20 protein-coding genes are annotated in these 21,018 nt (G+C 49.3%); 1 reads left to right on the top strand and 19 read right to left on the bottom strand.

The window, feature by feature from the left end; all coding sequences use genetic code 11:
- Window positions 1-18: 18 nt before the first annotated feature.
- The 10 genes from QP794_RS31140 to spoIIE form a co-directional block, all read right to left on the bottom strand.
- A complete protein-coding gene (locus QP794_RS31140) occupies window positions 19-789 on the bottom strand; it encodes a type III pantothenate kinase (RefSeq protein WP_024633734.1) in 771 nt (256 codons plus the stop codon).
- A gap of 6 nt (window positions 790-795) precedes the next feature.
- Complete coding sequence (nadC, locus tag QP794_RS31135) at window positions 796-1,662, bottom strand: carboxylating nicotinate-nucleotide diphosphorylase (RefSeq protein ID WP_285080628.1); 867 nt, start codon at window positions 1,660-1,662, stop codon at window positions 796-798.
- Window positions 1,659-3,278: an L-aspartate oxidase gene (nadB, locus tag QP794_RS31130; RefSeq protein ID WP_285080627.1), complete on the bottom strand. Its 1,620-nt coding sequence runs from the start codon at window positions 3,276-3,278 to the stop codon at window positions 1,659-1,661. The genes nadC and nadB overlap by 4 nt, the downstream gene beginning before the upstream one ends.
- Before the next feature lie 36 nt (window positions 3,279-3,314).
- Window positions 3,315-4,253: a quinolinate synthase NadA gene (nadA, locus tag QP794_RS31125; protein WP_024633731.1), complete on the bottom strand. Its 939-nt coding sequence runs from the start codon at window positions 4,251-4,253 to the stop codon at window positions 3,315-3,317.
- A gap of 297 nt (window positions 4,254-4,550) precedes the next feature.
- Window positions 4,551-6,596 (bottom strand): ATP-dependent zinc metalloprotease FtsH, encoded by a 2,046-nt coding sequence (ftsH, locus tag QP794_RS31120; RefSeq protein ID WP_094938994.1) that lies wholly within the window; start codon window positions 6,594-6,596, stop codon window positions 4,551-4,553.
- A gap of 101 nt (window positions 6,597-6,697) precedes the next feature.
- A complete protein-coding gene (gene hpt / locus QP794_RS31115; RefSeq protein WP_024633729.1) occupies window positions 6,698-7,237 on the bottom strand; it encodes a hypoxanthine phosphoribosyltransferase in 540 nt (179 codons plus the stop codon).
- A 53-nt stretch (window positions 7,238-7,290) separates the two neighbouring features.
- Complete coding sequence (gene tilS / locus QP794_RS31110) at window positions 7,291-8,730, bottom strand: tRNA lysidine(34) synthetase TilS (RefSeq protein ID WP_285080626.1); 1,440 nt, start codon at window positions 8,728-8,730, stop codon at window positions 7,291-7,293.
- A gap of 44 nt (window positions 8,731-8,774) precedes the next feature.
- On the bottom strand, window positions 8,775-9,722 hold the full coding sequence (locus QP794_RS31105; RefSeq protein WP_285080625.1) for a serine/threonine protein kinase: 948 nt from the start codon (window positions 9,720-9,722) through the stop codon (window positions 8,775-8,777).
- Entirely contained in the window at window positions 9,706-10,458 is a 753-nt protein-coding gene (locus QP794_RS31100; RefSeq protein WP_285080623.1) for a vWA domain-containing protein, read from the bottom strand. The genes QP794_RS31105 and QP794_RS31100 overlap by 17 nt, the downstream gene beginning before the upstream one ends.
- Before the next feature lie 85 nt (window positions 10,459-10,543).
- Complete coding sequence (gene spoIIE / locus QP794_RS31095; RefSeq protein ID WP_024633725.1) at window positions 10,544-13,051, bottom strand: stage II sporulation protein E; 2,508 nt, start codon at window positions 13,049-13,051, stop codon at window positions 10,544-10,546.
- 83 nt (window positions 13,052-13,134) lie between these two features.
- Here spoIIE and QP794_RS31090 point away from each other — a divergent pair, with 83 nt between their 5' ends.
- Window positions 13,135-13,557, top strand: coding sequence for a hypothetical protein (locus QP794_RS31090; RefSeq protein ID WP_285080622.1), 423 nt, complete (start codon window positions 13,135-13,137; stop codon window positions 13,555-13,557).
- Here QP794_RS31090 and QP794_RS31085 read toward each other — a convergent pair.
- From QP794_RS31085 to spoVT, 9 genes are all read right to left on the bottom strand, one after another.
- Window positions 13,554-14,081, bottom strand: coding sequence for a S1 domain-containing RNA-binding protein (locus QP794_RS31085; protein WP_024633724.1), 528 nt, complete (start codon window positions 14,079-14,081; stop codon window positions 13,554-13,556). The two genes, QP794_RS31090 and QP794_RS31085, sit on opposite strands and share 4 nt — an antisense overlap.
- A 198-nt stretch (window positions 14,082-14,279) precedes the next feature.
- Entirely contained in the window at window positions 14,280-14,615 is a 336-nt protein-coding gene (locus QP794_RS31080; RefSeq protein WP_024633723.1) for an FtsB family cell division protein, read from the bottom strand.
- 12 nt (window positions 14,616-14,627) lie between these two features.
- Window positions 14,628-15,197, bottom strand: coding sequence for a spore cortex biosynthesis protein YabQ (gene yabQ, locus QP794_RS31075; protein ID WP_053778919.1), 570 nt, complete (start codon window positions 15,195-15,197; stop codon window positions 14,628-14,630).
- Window positions 15,194-15,478, bottom strand: a complete 285-nt coding sequence (gene yabP, locus QP794_RS31070; protein WP_079347447.1) for a sporulation protein YabP — start codon at window positions 15,476-15,478, stop codon at window positions 15,194-15,196. The genes yabQ and yabP overlap by 4 nt, the downstream gene beginning before the upstream one ends.
- 179 nt (window positions 15,479-15,657) lie before the next feature.
- Entirely contained in the window at window positions 15,658-15,936 is a 279-nt protein-coding gene (locus QP794_RS31065) for an RNA-binding S4 domain-containing protein (RefSeq protein ID WP_024633720.1), read from the bottom strand.
- A complete protein-coding gene (locus tag QP794_RS31060; RefSeq protein WP_017691362.1) occupies window positions 15,936-16,208 on the bottom strand; it encodes an HU family DNA-binding protein in 273 nt (90 codons plus the stop codon). The genes QP794_RS31065 and QP794_RS31060 overlap by 1 nt, the downstream gene beginning before the upstream one ends.
- Before the next feature lie 301 nt (window positions 16,209-16,509).
- The gene (yabN, locus tag QP794_RS31055) at window positions 16,510-18,003 is read right to left on the bottom strand and encodes a bifunctional methyltransferase/pyrophosphohydrolase YabN (protein WP_285080621.1); all 1,494 of its coding nucleotides are present in this window, start codon (window positions 18,001-18,003) and stop codon (window positions 16,510-16,512) included.
- A gap of 252 nt (window positions 18,004-18,255) precedes the next feature.
- Window positions 18,256-20,073 carry a putative polysaccharide biosynthesis protein gene (locus QP794_RS31050; protein WP_285080620.1) on the bottom strand — a complete coding sequence of 606 codons (1,818 nt, stop codon included), beginning with the start codon at window positions 20,071-20,073 and terminating at the stop codon, window positions 18,256-18,258.
- Between the two features lie 190 nt (window positions 20,074-20,263).
- Window positions 20,264-20,806, bottom strand: coding sequence for a stage V sporulation protein T (gene spoVT / locus QP794_RS31045; RefSeq protein ID WP_024633717.1), 543 nt, complete (start codon window positions 20,804-20,806; stop codon window positions 20,264-20,266).
- Window positions 20,807-21,018: the final 212 nt, after the last annotated feature.

Raw genomic sequence — 21,018 nt, 5'->3', positions numbered from 1 at the left:
TGTTTGCCGTCTCTGTTCTTACCTTTCCCGGTTCCGCTCATAAACGATACGCAGCCCTTCAAGCGTAAGCAGCGGATCCACTTCATCGATGCTGCGTGTTTCTTCTGCAATCAGCTTGGCAAGGCCTCCGGTTGCAATGACTCTGGGTTTGGCTCCCATTTCCTCGCGAATACGCTCCACAATGCCGTCCACCTGTCCTGCATAACCATAAATAATGCCGGCCTGCATGGCATGAATGGTGTTGCGACCAATAACTTTCTTGGGCTTCTCCAGTTCAATGCGAGGCAGTTTGGATGCTCGTTCATAGAGCGCTTCGGTTGCGATATGGATGCCGGGTACGATAGCCCCGCCCAGATAATTTCCTTTCTCGTCAATACAGTCAAATGTAGTCGCTGTACCGAAATCGACCACAACGAGAGGGCCGCCATACTTCTCAACGGCTGCTACTGCATTAACAATGCGATCCGCGCCAACTTCACGCGGATTCTCATACCGCAGGTTCAGGCCGGTTCTTATACCAGGCCCAACGAGTAACGGTTTTTTGCCTACGTATTTCTCACACATGGCTTCAATCACATTCACCAGTGGCGGAACCACGGATGAGATGATCACACCTTCAATGTCGCGTGTTGAAATACCCGACATATGAAATAAATTATAAATCAATACGCCGTATTCATCCACTGTCGACTGACGGGATGTGCTCAGGCGAAAATGGTGGAGCAACTCCCGGCCCTGATACACGCCGAGTACGATGTTGCTGTTGCCCACGTCTACCACAAGAATCAAAGAGGTTCACCCCTCTTTCTTTTCGTTTAAATCCAGGCTGATATCCAGGCTCTCAAAAGAGTAGGTTAACCTGCCAACTGAAATTACATCCACTCCGCTCTCAGCAATACCACGAATGGTATTTAGCGAGACGTTGCCCGATGCCTCAACCTTCACATGCGGAGCCTGCTCACGAATAAGAGCAACAGCCTCACGCATCCGATCCGGGTGCATGTTATCCAGCATAATGATATCTGCTCCAGCCTGCAAGGCTTCTCTGACCTGTTCCAGGTTTTCGGTCTCTACTTCAATGGTCATCGTATGTGGAATGACGGCTCGCGCACGCTGTACCGCTTCGGTAATTCCGCCTGCACCCTTAATGTGGTTATCTTTAATCATGACCGCATCATAGAGGCCGAATCGATGATTTGCTCCGCCACCAACCCGCACTGCATATTTTTCAAGCAAGCGGTGTCCCGGTGTTGTTTTACGAGTGTCGACCAGTCGTGTAGAAAGGCCTTCCAACGCATCCACATAAGTACGTGTGCGGGTAGCGACACCCGACAAGCGCTGCAGCAGGTTAAGAGCCAAGCGCTCTCCTGTAAGCAAGCTATGTGTGCTGCCTTCTACCTCAGCCAATATCGTACCATGCGTAACTGTATCACCGTCTTTTACCATCGGTGTGAACACAAGGCTGGGATCCACTACCTGAAACACCAGTTCTGCTACCGTAATTCCTGCAATGATCCCATTGTCTTTGGCATGTATAACAGCTTTGGACTGACTGCCAGCGGGAATCGTCACACTTGTGGTAACATCCCCTGCACCGACATCCTCACGAAGCCAGTTTTTGATTGATTCGATGAGTCCTTCATTATATCCGTTCAGTATCATGACATCAATTCCTCCACAATCGCTTGTTCTCGCTGCTGCAGACTATGCTTCTGCCACACGGCATCGTCACGCTGCGGGAAATCCTCACGGTAGTGGGCTCCCCGACTTTCCTCACGGTGTAATGCTCCCGTGGTAACCAACCAGGCACAGGTCAAAAGGTTGGCATATTCCATCTCTTCTTTGTGAGTAAACTTCTGATCAAAAAATTGCAATTCCTGTTGCAGTTTCTCCATCGCCCCTTGCAGGTTTGCGCCATTTCGGCGCAGTCCCACCTGACGCACCATCATTTTTTGCAGACGCAAGCGTCTTTCGGACACCGGTTTCTGCTCTTCCTGTCTTCCCCTGAGAAAGCTTGTTGATGCGGGAATCGTTGTCTGTACAGGAGCAAGCGGAGGCAGAGACTGAATACGATCAACAATTCTCCGTCCAAATACGATCGCTTCGGACAGAGAGTTACTCGCCAGTCGATTAGCTCCATGTACTCCTGTAGAAGATACTTCCCCGCAGGCAAATAACCTGCCGATACTGCTCTCTCCGCTAAGATCCGTCTTCACTCCGCCCATCATGTAATGTGCAGCAGGAGCGACTGGAATCCAGTCTGTTGTCATATCCAGCCCGTAACGCATGCAAGTCTCATAAATGGTAGGAAACCGATGTTTAATCATCTCTGCCGGCTCATGAGTGATATCCAGATATACAAATGTACTGTTCGTCGATTCCATTTCACTGACGATAGCCCGAGCTACGATATCACGGGGTGCCAGTTCAAGCTGCGCATGATACCGTTCCATGAAGCGCTCGCCTTTCACATTGCGCAAATAGGCTCCTTCGCCACGTACAGCCTCGGACACCAGGAAGCGTGGTGCGCCTGGATAACAAAGGGAGGTCGGGTGGAACTGAATAAACTCCATGTCCCGGACAACCGCTCCGGCTCGATAGGCCATCGCCACACCATCTGCAGTGGCCACTTCCGGATTAGTTGTGTATCGATACAATTGCCCAGCCCCGCCAGAGCATAGTACGGTTGCCTCTGCCTTCACAAATACTTGCGAACCATCAGCCTTCTGAACCAACGCACCTATACATTCTCCCTGCTCTGTAATCAGGTCAATGACAAAATGCTCATCCCACACTTCAACCCCAGGATGTTCATTCGCCTGTGCAGCCAGCGCACGTACAATCTCATATCCCGTTGCATCCCCATTGGCATGCAAAATACGGCGGTGGCTGTGCGCACCCTCCTGCGTCAACGCCAACTCGCCGTTCTCCAGATCAAACAAAGTACCCAGACGAATCAGTTCCTTAACTCCGTCCGGGCCCTCGTTCACCAATGCTTCTACTGCTTCGGAGCGGCATAATCCCGCTCCTGCAACAAGTGTATCCTGCAAATGGTAGGCAGGTGAATCATCCTCAGCAATAACCGCAGCAATGCCCCCCTGCGCATACCGGGTGTTACTTTCCAGTAACGACTTCTTCGTGATCATCAACACACTGCGTTGTTCGCTCGCCTTGATCGCAGTAAACAAACCAGCAATGCCTGAACCAATAACCAGCACATCCGTCTCCACCATCGGCAGCGCGGACAGATCAAAATCCACTAAATATTGCGGTATCATGTTAGTTCACCTGTCTTGGAGCAAGAGTAGCGCATGCTACTTCACCAGTAACATGCGCTCTAGTGATTCTCTGGCTTTATCTGCAACGGCTGGTGGCACGTAAATTTGCGGCTTCATCGTTTCCAGACATTTAACCAGCTTTTTCAAGTTATTAACCTTCATGTTCGGACATACGAGGAACTTGGTAGCAAAGTGGAATTGTTTATCCGGGCTATCCAGACGCAGCTGGTATCCTGTACCATCCTCGGTGCCTACGATAAATTCTTTAGCGGACGAATTTTTACAATATTCCAGAATGGCGGTTGTGCTACCTACGAAATCACCCATCTCGACAACTTCAGGACGACATTCCGGGTGAACAACGAACTCGGCATTAGGATGCTTCGCTCTCATCTCAACCACGTCTTTAACCGTCAGCATATCGTGGGTATTGCAGTAACCTTCCCAGATAATCATTTTCTTGTCTGTATGTTGTTGAACATAATGTCCCAGATTTTTATCTGGCACCCAGATGATTTCATCGGAATCAACAGATTGAATGACTCTGACAGCATTGGCCGATGTACAACAGATGTCGGTCTCCGCCTTGATCTCAGCTGATGAATTGATATACGTTACAACTTTGGCATTCGGGTGCTGTGCTTTCAATTTACGTAAGCCTTCAACGTTCACCATGTCTGCCATTGGGCAGCCTGCACGCTCGTCAGGGATAATCACCGTTTTGTTAGGAGCAAGAATTTTAGCGCTTTCACCCATAAAATGAACCCCACAGAAAACGATAACATCCGCATCCGTTTGTGCTGCTTTCTGAGCCAACAGGAACGAATCTCCCCGGAAGTCAGCGACCTCCTGCACCTCGTCACGTTGATAATAATGGGCTAGAATAATGGCATTCCGTTCCTTCTTCAACTCCATCAGCCGCTCGCGCAGCTCCCGGTTCATCTCAGCCTTGCGCTCTAAAGCCAGAGCTTCCACCTGTGATCCTCTCCTTATCGGGACAGCCTCATACGCTGTTTCATATGGCAAATCCAAGTCGTTATTTTCGCTTGAGAAACGAATCACAAGCGGTTTAACACCTAATGTACACAACGTTCACGACTCTGTCAATAAATGAAAACGACCCAGAACAAGGGCATAACCGCCCATTTCCTACGTAGTACGCCCTAAAGCTCCCGGTTATCATTATCTCTACAATTTGAATCAATCCATAAAAAAAGAGAGCCCGCGGGCTCTCTTTTTCATCTGTCACTATAGACAGATGGTTGTTATACATTAAGATGTTGGCTTCGTCCCACCATCATCCGGGTCATTACTGCTTCCTTTGTCCAGATTCGGAGCTTCGTTAGGAATATCTCCGGCTGGTGGTTCAGGCGTTTCATCTTTGCCTTGGATACGGACGCGTACATCACCGATGTTGTCGATGATCGCTTCTCCGCCTTCGCTAGGCGTGCCTTCTCCATCGTTGCTGTTCTCATCTTTTGGAGTCAGGGCACCTGTCTCGATCAATTGCTTGATCTGATCCATTTCCAATGTCTCCACTTCCAGCAACGTCTGAGCAATCAGATGCACTTCTTTCGAATGCTTAACGAGCAAGTCTTTACACTTCTCATAGCATTCGTTAATGAAGCGTTGCATTTCCTGATCGATCTCGTAAGCAATGGAATCCGAGTAATTCTGTTCGTGACCGATGTCACGACCCAAGAATACCTGTCCCTGCGAACTACCGAACTGCATAGGTCCCAGCTTCTCACTCATACCGTACTCCATAACCATGCTACGGACGATACCCGTCGCTTGTTGGAAGTCACTGTAAGCACCTGTACCGATTTCACCGATAAACAGTTCTTCGGAAACACGACCGCCAAGGAGTCCAGTAATTTTGTCCAGCAATTCTTGCTTGGTAACAAGCATACGATCTTCTTTTGGCAACATGATTACATATCCACCCGCACGTCCGCGCGGAATAATGGTAACTTTATGTACCATATCGGCATGTTCAAGGAAGTAACCTACAATGGTATGGCCTGCTTCATGATAAGCAACAATACGTTTCTCGCGGTCACTGATAACACGGCTTTTCTTCTCCGTACCAACGATGACACGGTCGATCGCCTCGTCAACTTCTTTCATGGAAATATCTCTCCGATTACGACGTGCCGCAATCAATGCCGCTTCATTCAGGAGATTTTCCAAATCTGCACCGGAGAATCCTGTAGTACGCTTCGCAATGATGTCCAGCTTCACATCTTTGGTAAGTGGTTTGTTGCGTGAGTGTACTTTCAGAACAGCTTCACGACCTCTCACGTCAGGGCGATCCACCGTAATTTGACGGTCAAAACGTCCTGGACGCAGCAAGGCAGGGTCCAGAATGTCTGCACGGTTCGTAGCTGCAACGATGATAATACCTTCATTGGCTCCGAAACCATCCATTTCAACGAGCAACTGGTTGAGTGTTTGTTCACGTTCGTCGTGACCACCACCAAGACCAGCACCACGCTGACGTCCTACAGCATCAATCTCATCGATAAAGATGATACATGGGGCGTTTTTCTTCGCATTTTCAAACAAGTCACGCACACGAGATGCACCGACACCGACAAACATTTCAACGAAGTCAGAACCGGAAATGCTGAAGAATGGTACACCTGCTTCACCGGCAACAGCACGAGCGAGCAAGGTTTTACCTGTACCCGGAGGGCCTACAAGCAATACGCCTTTAGGAATTCGTGCACCTACTGCTGCGAATTTACGAGGATCCTTGAGGAAGTCCACGACTTCAACAAGCTCCTGCTTCTCTTCGTCAGCACCCGCAACATCTTCAAACGTAATCCGTTTCTTCTCTTCGTTATAAAGACGGGCACGGCTTTTACCAAAGTTCATTACTTTACCGCCGCCGCCTTGAGCCTGATTAAACAGGAAGAAGAACAGCAGGAACATAATGATCAAAGGAATAAAGGAAGTCAGCAACGTCAACCAGATGCTGTCACCTTTCATAGGCTCCTGATGATATTGGAATTTGTTTGTTTCGCTTGCAACTACAAGCTCACTAATTGCCTCATCCGTAGGAGGAATATACGTTGAGAAATTTTCTGATTTGGCTCCGTCAGGCTTCTCCCTGTATTGACCGGTCACGAGGTACGTCTGACCGTTGAATTGAACCGTCAATTCAGAGACGTTATTGGCCTTGATCGCCGTGCGCAACTGATCATATCTAGGATTATCGGTGGCTTCGCCGCCATTGCTGACGAACTGGACTATCCCCACCACAACTAAAAAAAGAATCAAATAAAAACCAGAATTCCGGATGAACCGATTCATCCCCTACCTCCTCTCGAGACACTTTAATTATTTTAACATAGCCCGACATAGCTTCTCAACAGAAGCCACCAACAGATATGGGCTTGGAACTAGCTTTAGCATTAGTTACTGTAAACTTCCGGTTTCAGAATCCCGATATAAGGGAGGTTCCGGTACTTCTCGGCATAATCGAGGCCGTAGCCAACGATGAATGCATCCGGAATGTCAAAGCCGGTGTAATGGGCTTCAAGTTCGACTTTGCGACCTGAAGGCTTGTCAAATAGCGTAACCACACGGACGGATTCAGCACCGCGGTTCTGCAAGAGTTCGATCAGATAACTGAGCGTGAGTCCACTATCAATAATGTCCTCTACAATTAGAACCTCGCGTCCCTCAACGGATTCATCCAGATCCTTAATGATTTTAACCACGCCAGATGATTTGGTGGAAGCGCCATAGCTCGATACTGCCATGAAATCCATCTCAACAGGTACCGTAATGTTCTTAACCAAATCAGCCATAAATATAAACGCACCCTTGAGCACACAAATGACCAAAGGATTGCGATTTGCATATTCGGCACTTATTGTTGCGCCTAATTCCTTGATTTTACTCTGAATTTCTTCTTCACTGATCAATACTTCCTGAATGTCGTTCTGCAACTGTGCGAACCTCCTAAGTTATACATATGAAAGCCTTACCTGAACCATAACCACTACCCCTGAATCGCTGAATCGCCTACAGTCATGTACAGGATTGCGGAAGTATCCTCCCTGACAGGAGCTACACTAGACCGGCGAACACCCGGTAACCAGATGATATTGCCTGCTCCATCACATACCACGGGAACCCGTGAACGGACAGAAGGGGGAATTTTCTCATCGATGAAAATATTTTTCACCTTTTTGCTTCCGTTTAATCCCATCACTTTCATGGTATCTCCAGGTAACCGTGAACGCACAACCAGCGGCATAAGCAGTTGATCCGCATCAAATGCGGCATGATCCGCCGATTCCGGTACATGATAGTCCTCGGGAATCATCGGAACGAGCCGAACATGCCGGTCGATTTCCGCGAGAGAAAGCTCATAAGTTCCGCTCCATTGAGCAAGACGATATTCGTAAGATTGACCCTGTACGTCAGTCCGTATGCCGAAAGAAATCAGATCATACTCCCGGGTGCAGGCGAGTGTCTGTCCTATATCCAGGCTCCAGGTCGTCGCATCAGGCTGAATAACCTTGCGGCGAATGGTTTCAATACGGGTAAAGTCGACAAAATCACTGTCCAAAGGCAGATAATTCAATATTAGTTTAATCAACCTTCGTTGTAAAGCGACATGTAACTTCAAAAAGGAAGGCACCTCAAAGGTTTGCCTTCCGCCGTTCGCCTGCACTAGACACCTGTATGCGTCATATGCACCTTGTTCCATGAAATCGTCTTCATCACCCACAATTTCGGCAAGTCGATTCAAAGACGGCGTCAACTGTCCATTATATTGCCCCAAAAAAGGAAGCACATCCAAGCGAATGGCATTACGCCGATATTTACGCAGGGAATTGCTTTCATCATTAAAATACAGAAAACCCTGGTTATTACAAGCTTCTACAAGGTCTGTCTTGTTTATACGAAGGCATGGACGAATAAGTTCCACATTTTTTTCTCGCCTTTTAAACTTCATTCCCGCGAGACCGGAAAGACCACTACCACGCAGCAAATGGAGCATTACCGTCTCTGCCTGATCATCGGCATGATGGGCCAGTGCAATGCTCGCCGCATCATATTTGGCTGCCACTTCATGCAAAAACGCATATCGCTTGTTGCGCGCAGCCTCTTGAGGACCTTGACCGGTAAGCTTCATATAAGAAGGTACATCGGCCTTCACCCATTCAAAGGCAATGCCAAGCCGGTGTGCAAGTTCCTTCATCATCTCGGCTTCATGATCGGATTCACTCCGAAACCCATGATGTACATGGGCGCAAATCAATTCCAGCGGGACATGCCTGATACTGATCTCATGCATGATATGCAAAAAAGCTACCGAGTCCGGCCCGCCCGATACTGCGACGACAATCCGATCCCCGGGAACCCATAACTGATGCTCTTCCGCTGCATCCAGCACGTTATTCACCAGCTTGTTCCAGCGTAAAGCCTCCATACCTGTTCCTCATTCCTTACGTTATGTATATGCACGCTCACAGGTCAGAATCGCAGTGCATAGATGAGTACCCCAATAAGTAATATAACGGATACAGCAAATGCATTTTTGAGCCAACGCGGTGTAGTACTTTTGGAACGGCGACGAAGAGGAGAAGGGCGTGCCATCATCTCTTTCCAGACTTTAGCCGCTTGTCCCGCATCCTGAAACTGACCTCGTAATGCCTGAATGGTCCAGTTGCGAAATGGACGCAGGCGTTCGCTGCGCTCCACGAGGGCTGTGAGCTGGTTCACACTTCGAAGTTGTGGTAGTCCTTCTGCAGCCAGCGCTTTGAGTGCATCGGCTTCAAGTACATGAATGAGTAATAACGCAAAAGCAAACACATCATAGGTTCCATCTGCTGTCCGGCTACCGGCATTCCAGAATCCGCGATCATACCATTCCGTGAACTGCTTGACGCTCCGGCCAATGGATGTCACTCCACCGTAGTCGATAAGCTCTACCTGCCCATAATCGGATACCAGTACATTTTGGGGTTTAAGATCGCCAAATACCCATCCAGCCTGATGCAATTGAGCCAGCTTCTGCAAGAGTCTGAGCCCAACCAGAAGTGTCCAGTCCGTTCCCTGTCGCCGAATAAAGTGGTGCAGAGACTCCCCCCGAACGTAACGCATCACATAAAAGGGAATGTCACGACCACGAATGGCGTAGTCATCCACATCTTTCAGATAGGAAGGAATACCGCTCTGCCGAAGGGCCTCATGATTACGCTGTAATTGAAAAGATTTGAGCACATTAATTTCCGATTGCAGATCTACAGGGTCAAATCCCATTTTAAGCGCATAATGTTTGCCATTCTCACCCCGCTGGACAAGAAAAACGATGCCGTTGGCTCCTTTGCCCAGCAGCTTCCGAATCGTATAACGGCTGCGATTCCATTTCCCTATTATGACTGTTCCTGGCGGGAAAGAGGCGTCAGACAACGTTGTCACCGAGCATCCCTTCTCTTTCAATGCGATAGTTCCCTTCTATTTCCTGCTGTCCCTCCAGTGTACCATAACGGTAAAAATCAATCACCCTTTGAATCGCAGGACCTGTCGGCGTCGCTCCCTTCATTTGCAAACGTCCAAATAGCGAACGAACACGGCTCAGATCAACTGTCCAGTCGATATCCATGACAGCTTCTTCTCCGCTATGTCGTCCAGGAAAATGAAAGACGGAAAGATGGCTCTGACCCATACGTGCCTGCAAGCTAAGCATTAAATCCCGAATCCCTTCCTCCACAGCAGCCAGCTTCGGCTTCATACTGGCACTCACGTCAATGAGAAGCACGACCTGAAGTGGCGTTGTCTCGGCCATATCATCCATCACTTCAACAACCTGCGCCCGTTTTGCCGGTTCAAGGTCTGTTACTGTTTTCGGCTCGTGTTCTCCCAAAATTTGTGTTAACTCTCTATTAACCGCCTGTTGAATGGTCTGAACCACCGTTTTTCTTGTCATCATCTGCATCGTATGAGCAAGCTGTCTTGTGCCTACGATCTGACTGATTCCACCTCCGGCTTTGGCAATATCCTCGATCTCCCGACTGCCCAACTCACCAATGGTTCCATAATCAATAACACCGACCACGTTGACCGTAATTCCCTCTTCCCGCGCTTCCGCAGCAGCCAGCACGGGGCTTGTGCCTACATTGGAACAACCGTCGGTGATCAACAAGATTTGTTTCATCCGATATCCCTCCGTTTTGGGTTACTCTCCAACTCTATGACTAGCATTGCCAGAATGAAGAGACTTCAAACAGAGGAATATGCAATTAACTGACGGTGCGCGGACGTTCCATCCGGCTTATTCCAGGTACTCTCAATGTGGCCCACTCCGGGCGATAATGTTCTATTTTGCCTACAATTACAGTCATATCATCATAGATCTCATGCTGCTGATAACGAATAACACTTTCAAGCAGGCAGTCTGCTACCTCCTGAGGATCATCGCTATCAATTTCCTGAATGAGCCGCTTCATCCATAACTCTTTATTGACGGCATATCCCGGCGCATCATAGATGCCATCTGTCATCATAATTAAAACATCCCCTGGCTGAAGCTGTACGGTTACCAGATCCACCTCAATATCTTTGATAATTCCAATCGGCAGATTGCTTGCCGAAACCTGGATAACCTCCTGCCCTCGTTTAATAAAACTTGGAGTCGATCCGATTTTCATAAACGTGGTCTCTGCCGTATATTCATCGATCAGAGCCATATCCACCGTTGCATACATTTCTTCAGGAGAACGCAGCAGCAGAACGGAATTCACCGATTTGATCGCCAGCTTCTCATCCATGCCCGATTGTAACAACTGCTCCAGTATATTTAGCGCAGCACTGCTCTCCATACGTGCCCGTTCCCCATTGCCCATGCCATCGCTAAGCGCAACCGCAAATGTACCATTGCCGAGTTCAACCGTGCTGAAGCTGTCCCCGGACATCACATCTCCCCCTTTGGCAGCAGCAGCAACACCCGTTGTTATTTCAAACGTTTTGGCAGATCCAAAGGTGACTGTCGCCAGCCCCTGGCGAGGATCGAGCATCGTCTCATTCAAGACGGCAATATGCTCGTCCAGTACATCCGAGATCAGCGGAGCGATCATTTTCCGGCATTCGTCAAATCCGCGTGTATACGCATGAACAATCTCAATCTCCACATTCCCCGCTTCCAGATTAATGATTTCAATAGAATGTATGGACAGACCCAACGATTCAAGCGCATCCCGAATCTGTTCCTCCTGCTGCACCATCTCATCACTTTCCCGTTGAATTTCTTTCGCCAGGTCCTCCATCACCTGGGATACTCCTGATAATTGCTCTGCAACCAGCTGTCGACTATCTATAATCTGACGTTTCCATTGCATGTTATGTTGATGCAGACCATACTGGGCGCGCATCACTTCAAGTACCTCCTCCGGTTTCGCACATACCCTGTTCCATTCCACCGGAATCTGCTTGCCTGACATCTCCGGGTTGGCTTCAATGGAACTCATCACATCCGTCATATATTTATAGGTTTGAATAAACTTCGCATCCCAGCATTGGGCCTTCTTAAAGCAACCCGAACAAGTCCCTTCGGCTACGGCATTCATGAAATGCTCCATCCCGCCTTCGTTCTGTACCGGCTCCCCCGCGCCGGACATCTGATCGAAGCTGCGTGACAGCTGGCGGAATACCTGCGAGAAGCGGGTAACCCGTTCTGCGGTGACATCCCGTATTCTCTTCGCATATTCATGCTGCGATTTTGTGTGATCCTGTGTACCAGGAACATATTTGGATATGGCCGTCAGCATGCTTTTTGGCGTCAGCATAAACAGAACGATGGCTGCACACGTTTCCCATAAGGAGTTCATGACATCTCCCGGACCACCCAGATAGATGGATAGAATGGAGGAACCCAGCAGCATACCTAACGCGACCGCAGCACGTTTCCCCTCCCGAAGCATACCCGCAAGCATGCCTGCAAAAGCAAGCAGACTCATCTGATATACCGCCGACATGTCGGCCAAACTCAGAATGAGGCCAGTAATGACCCCAACCGAGGCTCCCAGGGGGGCTCCGCCCACCAGGGCAAAGATCAGAATGAGATACCGGGAGAGCATATGCTCGACGGACAGGGACTGAATCGTCCAGCCCACGGCTCCCGTCATCACGGAGGCCAGCAAGATGATTAAACAGAGGATCTCCTCGTTCTTTAGGTTGAATTTTTTTTTGCGATACGTGAAGATCGGTATGGCTTGTATGAAAACCAGGGTGAGCACGAAGCTGAGTATGGAATCCATGGTCAGCATTAGCATTGCATACCAGCTGAAAGACGGCCCTATCACGACGGCGAATAACTTGACCATAAAAGTAGTCGTAAACACCATCGTTGGCGCATAAGATAATTCAGCGCGGTCATAAGACTCCAGTCCTCTGAACAACAGATAGAAGATGGCGATCTCCGAAGCAACAATCAGTGGTACCGGAAACGGGGCAAAGAGACTGCCTGCCAGCAATGCGGCACCTACCGGAATAATGTAATCCCTGCGCATGAAGGCTATTACCGCAAAGTAAGCAATCGCAAAGGGCGATAATTCATTCAGAATCATGGCCTTGCCCAGCAAAAATCCCATAAAGGTGAGAAGCAGCACCCATTTACGTGCAGCAACGATCTGGACGGCCTTGCGGGAGCTAATCCACTGCTTAAGACGTACTGACAGCTCCTCCCGAGCTTCCGTACCTCCTTTACCAGCTTTCATTCCCGGAAATTGAATGACATTCCACTTTTCCATCATCCTCAAGGCACCCCATTCGATTAATTTAATTTTCGTGTTTCGTTCTCGATGGTTCTGATTATAGATAGAATAGAAGACGTAGTTTGTCAGAATTGGTGGGCAGGCTTCAAAAACTTTACGACAAAAGAAACAGATGCGGCGCGGTGGTGCGGAACCCCCGGCCTTATTGTGGTTTCATCCATTTGGCAGATCCCCCGCCGACAAGGCGCTTGTCTGATTTTGAACCAGAAGCCCTTCGGCTTCGCCACGATATGAGCAGGATACCTGTGGAATGCCACGGAAACCTGTCGGTAAAAAATGGTAGACGACAAATGTTCTTATGTACTTTTTTTCCTGTGCAGAAAAGCTGGGGATATGGAACTTCACTTTACAAAAACGGCTATGAATCCAGTCTATTGTCTATAACTGACCCGTTAAACTCCAAAATTGAAAACAAACGCAAAAAAACCGCCAGCCCCAAGGCTAACGGTTTTTCTTATATTTTAAATCAGGTTGAACCAGATTAAACGCGCTTGGCTCCACGGCCACCACGTTTGCCTTCTGTGTTCTTCTTCAACGAAGAAATCCGTTCTTCGCTATCTTTCAGGAAGCGTGACATTTTATCCTCAAATGAAGGTTTGCCTGCTGCGGGCTTGAAAGAACGGCCTCCGCGGTCACGGTTAAATCCACCACCACCGCCGCCACGACCTTGGCCACCACTTGGGCCTCCGCCGCTGAATCGTTCGCGATCTCCTCCACTGCGTTCCGGTCTAGGAGCTCTTGGGGGTCTGGACTGTGTTTGTTGCTCAACCGGTTTGTCAACAGCTTGCTTAATGGAAAGCCCAATCTTGCCATCCTTGTCAACGTTGATGACCTTAACGGTAACGAGGTCATTAAGCTTCAGGTGGTCGTTGACATCTTTGACATAATTGTCGGCGATTTCCGAGATGTGAACGAGACCCGTGACACCTCCTGACAGATCCACAAATGCTCCAAAATGCGTGATGCCTGTCACCTTGCCCTCTAACTTGGTGCCCACTTCAATTGCCATAGAATAAAATGATCCTCCCTTAAAAATATACAACCCGATTTTTTGAATGCCAAAATCAATGCTGTGCTAATTTAATTATACCTTATGCCGCAAACCAAGGTCAACTGAGCACTACCCCTGAAGGAAGCCTATTTTTTCCGGTATAACGGCTTCAGACATATAGATAACAATCCTTGCTCGATAATGAGCCAAATTACATCAGTTCCCTGACTCTTCAACCTGAATTGGTGTTTCCTCAGGCAGATAGTATCCTTTTTTTCGAGCCAGCTGTCCTATGTATTCGGGATCCTTCAACCGGCTGACTTCATACTTCAACTGATCCAGCTTCTTCTCTGTTTCTTCCTTTGAAGCTTGCTGTGCCGCCAGGTGAGAACTCTTGTCCGAAATTTGTGCAGTCTGCACAAGGAACGTATACCCTGCCCAAATGATAAACACGACCATAAAAGTCATCCAGAGCATGAGACGCCTTTTTGCACCAGCAGATTTTCCTTGGCCTGCTTGTACTTTTGATTTGCTCATAGGTGTTTTACCCATTATCGGACCTCCTTAAAACCAGCGTTTCCACATCGCTGCGATACTTGAACCCGCACGGATCATCCAACGCGGCGTAACCCAATGTTTTAGGATTGGCCTAAACATCCAGCGGAACAACTTGCCGAAAGGTACCAAACATTGCAGCACCAGCTTACCCAGGAATAACAGTATGGCGAGTACAAAACCAATTAATACGCGCACTAGCTTGTAAAGTCCTTTAGCGGGCATAACGATCAGGATGTTAAGGATATGTCCACACCAATGAATCAGCGTTCTTGCGAGTTTAATTAACATTACCACAAAACGCTGAGTTGTAACACTTAAAAGCCAAAAATAGAAGCAAACCCCTATAATCAGCCCCAAAAAGACATAAAACCGCAGCTGTCCGTGGTTCCCGGCATACAGCATCCGGAAGACGAACAGCGCGGAGGCGACCCAATACAACAGATCTAACGTGTGGACGCTCCATCTCGGGAACCGCAGCTGACCGGACAGTACCCGGTAACTGTCGTAGGCCATCCCCATCACGGCTCCCGACATCAGCATCCACATCAATGTGATCCATTGAGTATCCGGACTCATCGGAACATCTTGCCGAACAGGCCTTTACTGTTCTTCGACTGGGAACCGGGGTCCAGGTATTGAAGAGAGCTGACAGTGCCCTCGATGGATAATAAACCGTCCTCCAGGCTTAAGTTTTTGATATGTAAATTGTGCCCCCGGATGGTCAGATGCCCAAGTTCAGTTTGCAGCAAAAATTCCTCACTGTCGAAGCTCTCCACATTGGAGACACCCGTCAGATCCAGCAGTTTCCGATTCTGCATGCTCAGATGATGCTGTTTCGTCTTACTTTGCTCAACCATGGCATGTACCCCTCCTTCTTACCCCTAGCTTATGGATCAAAAGTACAGAATAGAACCAAGGTTGGATGAAACCGAATATCTGGATAAAAGATCAACACAAAAACGCCCTTCCCTGTACGGGAAAGGCGCTTCTCTTCATTTTGCAATGAATGGGTACAAACGTATATCAGGCATCCCTGTTACCAGTTCAGCCCGTTATCCTTGGCGATCGGCTCTTCCTTAACCAAGGTGTAGAGGCTGCTCGCCTCATCCTTCTTGGTACTCTCGGCAAGACGTTCCACCTTCACAGTGACCAGCTTTTGACCGAACTGAACCGTCAGCTCATCGCCCACTTTGACAGCGGCGCTGGGCTTCGCTTCACGTCCGTTCACCAGCACACGTCCCTGTTCAGAGACGTCCTTGGCCACAGTGCGGCGTTTGATCAGCCGGGAGACCTTCAGGAATTTATCAAGACGCATTATTTTACGGCTTCTTTAAGTTTGTTGCCTGCTTTGAACGCAGGAACGGTGGACTCAGGAATCACGATTTCATTCCCTGTTTGCGGGTTACGTCCGGTACGACCGGAACGTTTGCGGGTCTCAAAAGTGCCAAAGCCGATCAGTTGTACTTTGTCTCCGCTGGCAAGTGCATCTGTAATTTCTCCCAAAAAGCCGTTCAATACGGACTCAACGTCTTTTTTAGTCAAACCGCTTTTGGTGGAAATGTTGTTAATCAGATCTGTTTTGTTCATTTTTAAAAGCCTCCCAAATTGAAAAAAAAGTATCTGCGAATCCATGACAACAGATCTGCTGCTGCTGGCTCCGCGCAAGGTTACTACACATGTATTCTGGCTTGGCATCTGAAATCCTGCCTCGGTCTTCGACTTTTTTCACTTTTTGTCGGTCCTGCCCAAGAACAGTCTAAGTCCAGTACCCGAAACACCTCTTCGTTAATCACACGCTTTCTCGTGTAACTGCCCGAGATGCTTCGACAACACGATACGCATGATGCAACTAATGATATCGGATCATCGTCCAAAATGCCAGAGCCCTTTACAATCCAGCCTTCTTCGCTGCCTGCCAGTATTGCTCCATTTCATCAACATTACTGTCTGACGGAGTTCTTCCCTGTTCACGCAGACGCTCCTCGATATACTGGAAACGCTGAATGAATTTTCGATTCGTGGCGGCAAGTGCCTCCTCCGGATCTGTATCAATAAATCTCGCTACATTGGCAGCCGCAAACAATAAATCGCCCAGTTCAAGCTTCCGCTCTTCCGCAGACTGATTATGCTGTACCGCTTCTTTCAGCTCGGCCAGTTCTTCCTCAATCTTGGCAAAGACACCATCCACGTCATCCCAATCGAAGCCGACTTTGGCCGCTTTTTTCTGTAATTTGTACCCTTTCATCAAGGCAGGCAAGTCACGCGGAATACCGTCCAACACGGAAATCTGCTGCAGATCCTGTCCCTTGCGCTTTTTTTCCTCTGCCTTCATCTGTTCCCAGTTTTGCAATGCTTCATTCGCATTCTCTGCCTGTTGTTCGCCGAATACGTGTGGATGACGGAAGATTAGCTTGTCGTTCAATCCTTCAATAACGTCATACACGTTAAACGTGCCAACCTCCTCTTCCATCTGGGAGTGCAGCAAAATCTGCAACAGGAGATCACCAAGCTCTTCCTTCATGTGATCAGGGTCATCTTCATCAATCGTTTCAATGACTTCATAGGTTTCCTCGATCAGGTTTTTGCGAATTGACTGATGGGTCTGCTCCTGATCCCAAGGACAGCCACCTGGACTGCGAAGAATATTCACGATTTCATGCAGTCGTGCGAAGGAGCGTCGACGAAGCGCGTCATCCGTATTTTTTGGTACATATATTAATGATAAATTACCGTACCCTTCAATCCGGTCCAGATCATGCAGCGGTACCTTGTGAATGATCTCCTGTCCCTGTACACCCAAGGCATGTCCAACAAATACCGGATAATCGTCAGGGTAAACGTCCATCAGGCACAGTTTTACGTCGGAAGCGGTAAACACATCATAGACTTGTCCGATCAAGGTATGGAGTTGTGGCTGCACCAGTTCCGTATTCAGACTGCTGGCATCGAGAAGCTGAAAACCTTCAATAGGATCAAATCCAAGACGAATAAACGCTTCATCCAGGAAACTCTCACCGCCCATGACACGAAGCGAAATGCCCATTTGCGGGCAGCGCTCCTTCAACAGGCGTACGCTCGCTTCAGCGACCATGGGATGGCCTGGCACGGCATAAACAATCTCGGTACCCGGCTCGCCTTTACGTGCGGCCTCAATCAGTCGGTCTGCAATTTCGTCGTACACTTCCGGAAAAGAATCCTTCGCCTCATAGATGGCATCAAAGGATGTCATCTCCATTCCTTCCTGCTTCAGATCATTCAATACGGGATGATCCAGTGTGCGCACATACAGCGTCGCTGCATGTTTCATTTTTTTGATGATTCCTACCGTCAGCTGATCTGCATCTCCAGATCCAAGACCGACTACTGTCAAAGCTGCACTCATGTTTATAAGCCTCCATCCGAACTTTCCTGTTCCGACTCTCCATCCTTCGTCAAACCAATGGTAGATGGGCCATACATAAAGCGGAACAGGGCTCTATAATTACACGTATTATACCAGAATTAGACGTTATCCTATAATTGCATTTGCATATGATACGGTCTGACTCATTCAATCTCTGCTGCTCCGCTTTATAATGTGAGAGGCGGGATGAATGGACGGCGTAGCGCTAAGTGGAACAGCGCAACGCAGAGTTTAGCGCAGCACACGCAGTCTGCGCAGCAGCTTGGCCAGCAGCGGCCCCAGCTTGGGCACAGCCGCCAGCTCTGTGGCGGTCAGCAGCCCCGTCCGGGCCGCTAGCAGCAAGAACACGGCTGAGCCTGCGGCTATGCCAAGCAGGCTCACGCCCATCGCGGCCAGCCGGCGATCGGCCGCGATACCGATGCCGCCGAGCAGCGCTTCGGCGGCCCAGGCCGTGCCCGCCGCCGCCAGGCTCATGGCGGCGATTACCAGCGCCGGCTTCGCCAGGACGGCGCCAGGGGTCGGGCGCAGGGCGACAAGCCGCGCCAGCAGCGCCACATTCAGGCCAGCCGCCAGCATGTAGGCGACTGCGCCTGCCAGGGCCGCGCCGCTGATGCCCAGCGCCGGCACAAACATGACGTTCAGCAGCGCCTTGACGCCTGCGGCGGCCAGCATGCTGAACGCGGGTGCGCGCACGGCGCCGAGGCCTTGCAGCAGCGCCGCCGCGATAATGCTGACGGTGCTGCCCGCTGCAGTCAGCGCCATATACCGCAGAGCTTCGGTGCCTGCGGCATCCCCGTACAGCATGCGGTTAATCGGTTCCGCCAGCACCGCCAAACCGGCGGATGCCGCCAGACCGATCAACCAGAACCAGCGCAGCGCGAGGCCTGCTTGCTGCCTCACGGCTCCCGGCCCGCCCTTCAGTCGGGCTTCGGCCATCGCCGGAATAAAGAGCACAGACAGCGACGTGGCAAGCATCGTCACCAGCTGAACCAGCGGTAAGCCCCGGTTATAAATCCCGAAGGACACCATGGATTGAAGCTCATCCAGCCCCTCTCGTCTTAACAATCGCGGCACCGTAAAGGTATCCACCAGATTCATCAATGGCACAGCCAGTGATCCGAGACAGACCGGAATGGCATACATCAGCAATGTTTTGATCCAATCCCGGTTGGATCGGCGCTGTTCAGGAAGAGGGCTGCTGCCTGTGGTGCTGTATTCTTTTGTTCCCTCCACCTGTACAAGTAACGATCCATCTGTTGCAACTTCATTGCTCCAGTTGTCCCTTTTAACGCCGCGAGAAGATTTCTGCATTCCCTCTCCGCCTGGAACAGCTGTCACATCAAGCGGTTTTCCCGTTACCGATTCAGCACCTTGCATAACAGCGGGCCGTTCTCTGTTTTTCCGTCGATGATGGTACACATACCCAAGCATGGTGACTAGCCCGGCTAGCCCGCCTGCCACTGATCCAAGCATGGCTCCAGCCGCTATAGTCTCCAATGAGGCGTCTCGCCCCATGAGCCACAGCAACAGAACAATCATCACGGTGACCCGAACTGTCTGCTCCACCACCTGGGATACTGCTGTAGGCACCATTTGCTGCAAACCCTGAAAATATCCGCGCAGCCCTGTCATCACGGGTACAAACAACAAAGCCATAGAAGCTGCCCGAATGGACGTAACGACACTTCCGTTGCCAATCCAATTGGCAATAAGCGGTGCGCCTGTATACATCAATAAGGCCAGCACCAGTCCTATCCCACCGAGCAGCATCGAGGATAACCGGATAATTCGTCTGCCCTCCTCCGGTCTGCCCAGAGCATTCTGCTCGGCTACGAATTTGGATACAGCCACTGGCAATCCGGCGGCAGCAACAGTAATGATGAGCATATAGAACGGGTATACCGTATTGTAGATGCCAAAAACACCGTCTCCCCCAAGATTCTGTAGCGGTATCTTCTGAAAAGCACCAATGATTTTGGATATAATGGCGGCAAGCCCAAGCACAAATGCACCCTGAAGCAATCTTGAGCCTGTAGACGACTGATTCATAAGTCCCTCCTGCGTATGTCCATGCATTCTTTCCTTCAACGTATACCTAGCTATTATACCTGTCCAAAGGCGCACAGACTAACCCTTCAAGGCATCTTGCCCTTCAGGATATCGCTCAGAAAGTCTACAGCTTTCCTAAAATGCAAAAAACTCCTGTATACCCTCAGGGCACCAGGAGTTGATCTGCTGTTTATTGCTCCATCTGTTTGCCAAGGAAGCCGGCAGCCGTCTCGGACATTTTAATTTCCATCTGAGACATCTTCACCGATTCATCCTTGTTGAAAAGGATAACCGTTCCGATGGGGTCACCACCCGAAATGATCGGGGCAATAACAAACGATGATAACGTCTCGTCATGATCTTTGCTAAGCTCATAAGAACCATTGTTGGTTTCCAAAATTGTCTTTCTATTTTCCATGCAACTCTCCAGCAGTGGCCCTACCTGCTTGTCCAGATACTCTTTCTTGGAGCCACCTGCTACCGTAATAATCGTATCACGGTCAGAGATCATCGTTACATGGCCTGTGCTTTCATACAGCGATTCTGCATATTCTTTGGCAAAATCACCAAGTTCGCCAATTGGCGAGTATTTTTTAAGAATAACCTCTCCATCGCGGTCCACAAAAATCTCAAGTGGATCGCCTTCACGGATACGTAACGTACGGCGGATTTCTTTCGGAATGACCACTCGACCAAGGTCATCAATACGGCGGACAATACCAGTAGCTTTCATTTCACATGTTGCCCCACTTTCTCGAGAAGATTTTTCAACTACTGTTCCTTAATGGGTAGAGGAAAGTCCCAGAACGTTTAGTGTGATATCTTGACAATAGTATTTATCTGTTCCCATTTCCTTATACATACTTTGGAGAATATAGTTGTGTAAACTTCCACAGAAGGCGACCATGTACCCACTTCGCTCCATAGATACAAGGAAAAGCAAGA

Source organism: Paenibacillus sp. UMB7766-LJ446 (genome assembly GCF_030226665.1).
Lineage (GTDB): Bacteria > Bacillota > Bacilli > Paenibacillales > Paenibacillaceae > Paenibacillus > Paenibacillus vandeheii.
This window is presented reverse-complemented; position numbering and strand designations above follow the sequence as displayed.

Coding starts and splice junctions, on each gene's coding strand:
- nadC (WP_285080628.1), bottom strand. CDS start 1,662: ATGATACTGAACGGATATAATGAAGGACTCATCGAATCAATCAAAAAC.
- nadB (WP_285080627.1), bottom strand. CDS start 3,278: ATGATACCGCAATATTTAGTGGATTTTGATCTGTCCGCGCTGCCGATG.
- ftsH (WP_094938994.1), bottom strand. CDS start 6,596: ATGAATCGGTTCATCCGGAATTCTGGTTTTTATTTGATTCTTTTTTTA.
- tilS (WP_285080626.1), bottom strand. CDS start 8,730: ATGGAGGCTTTACGCTGGAACAAGCTGGTGAATAACGTGCTGGATGCA.
- QP794_RS31100 (WP_285080623.1), bottom strand. CDS start 10,458: ATGAAACAAATCTTGTTGATCACCGACGGTTGTTCCAATGTAGGCACA.
- spoIIE (WP_024633725.1), bottom strand. CDS start 13,051: ATGATGGAAAAGTGGAATGTCATTCAATTTCCGGGAATGAAAGCTGGT.
- QP794_RS31085 (WP_024633724.1), bottom strand. CDS start 14,081: ATGGCAATTGAAGTGGGCACCAAGTTAGAGGGCAAGGTGACAGGCATC.
- QP794_RS31080 (WP_024633723.1), bottom strand. CDS start 14,615: ATGGGTAAAACACCTATGAGCAAATCAAAAGTACAAGCAGGCCAAGGA.
- yabQ (WP_053778919.1), bottom strand. CDS start 15,197: ATGAGTCCGGATACTCAATGGATCACATTGATGTGGATGCTGATGTCG.
- yabP (WP_079347447.1), bottom strand. CDS start 15,478: ATGGTTGAGCAAAGTAAGACGAAACAGCATCATCTGAGCATGCAGAAT.
- QP794_RS31065 (WP_024633720.1), bottom strand. CDS start 15,936: ATGCGTCTTGATAAATTCCTGAAGGTCTCCCGGCTGATCAAACGCCGC.
- QP794_RS31060 (WP_017691362.1), bottom strand. CDS start 16,208: ATGAACAAAACAGATCTGATTAACAACATTTCCACCAAAAGCGGTTTG.
- yabN (WP_285080621.1), bottom strand. CDS start 18,003: ATGAGTGCAGCTTTGACAGTAGTCGGTCTTGGATCTGGAGATGCAGAT.
- QP794_RS31050 (WP_285080620.1), bottom strand. CDS start 20,073: ATGAATCAGTCGTCTACAGGCTCAAGATTGCTTCAGGGTGCATTTGTG.
- spoVT (WP_024633717.1), bottom strand. CDS start 20,806: ATGAAAGCTACTGGTATTGTCCGCCGTATTGATGACCTTGGTCGAGTG.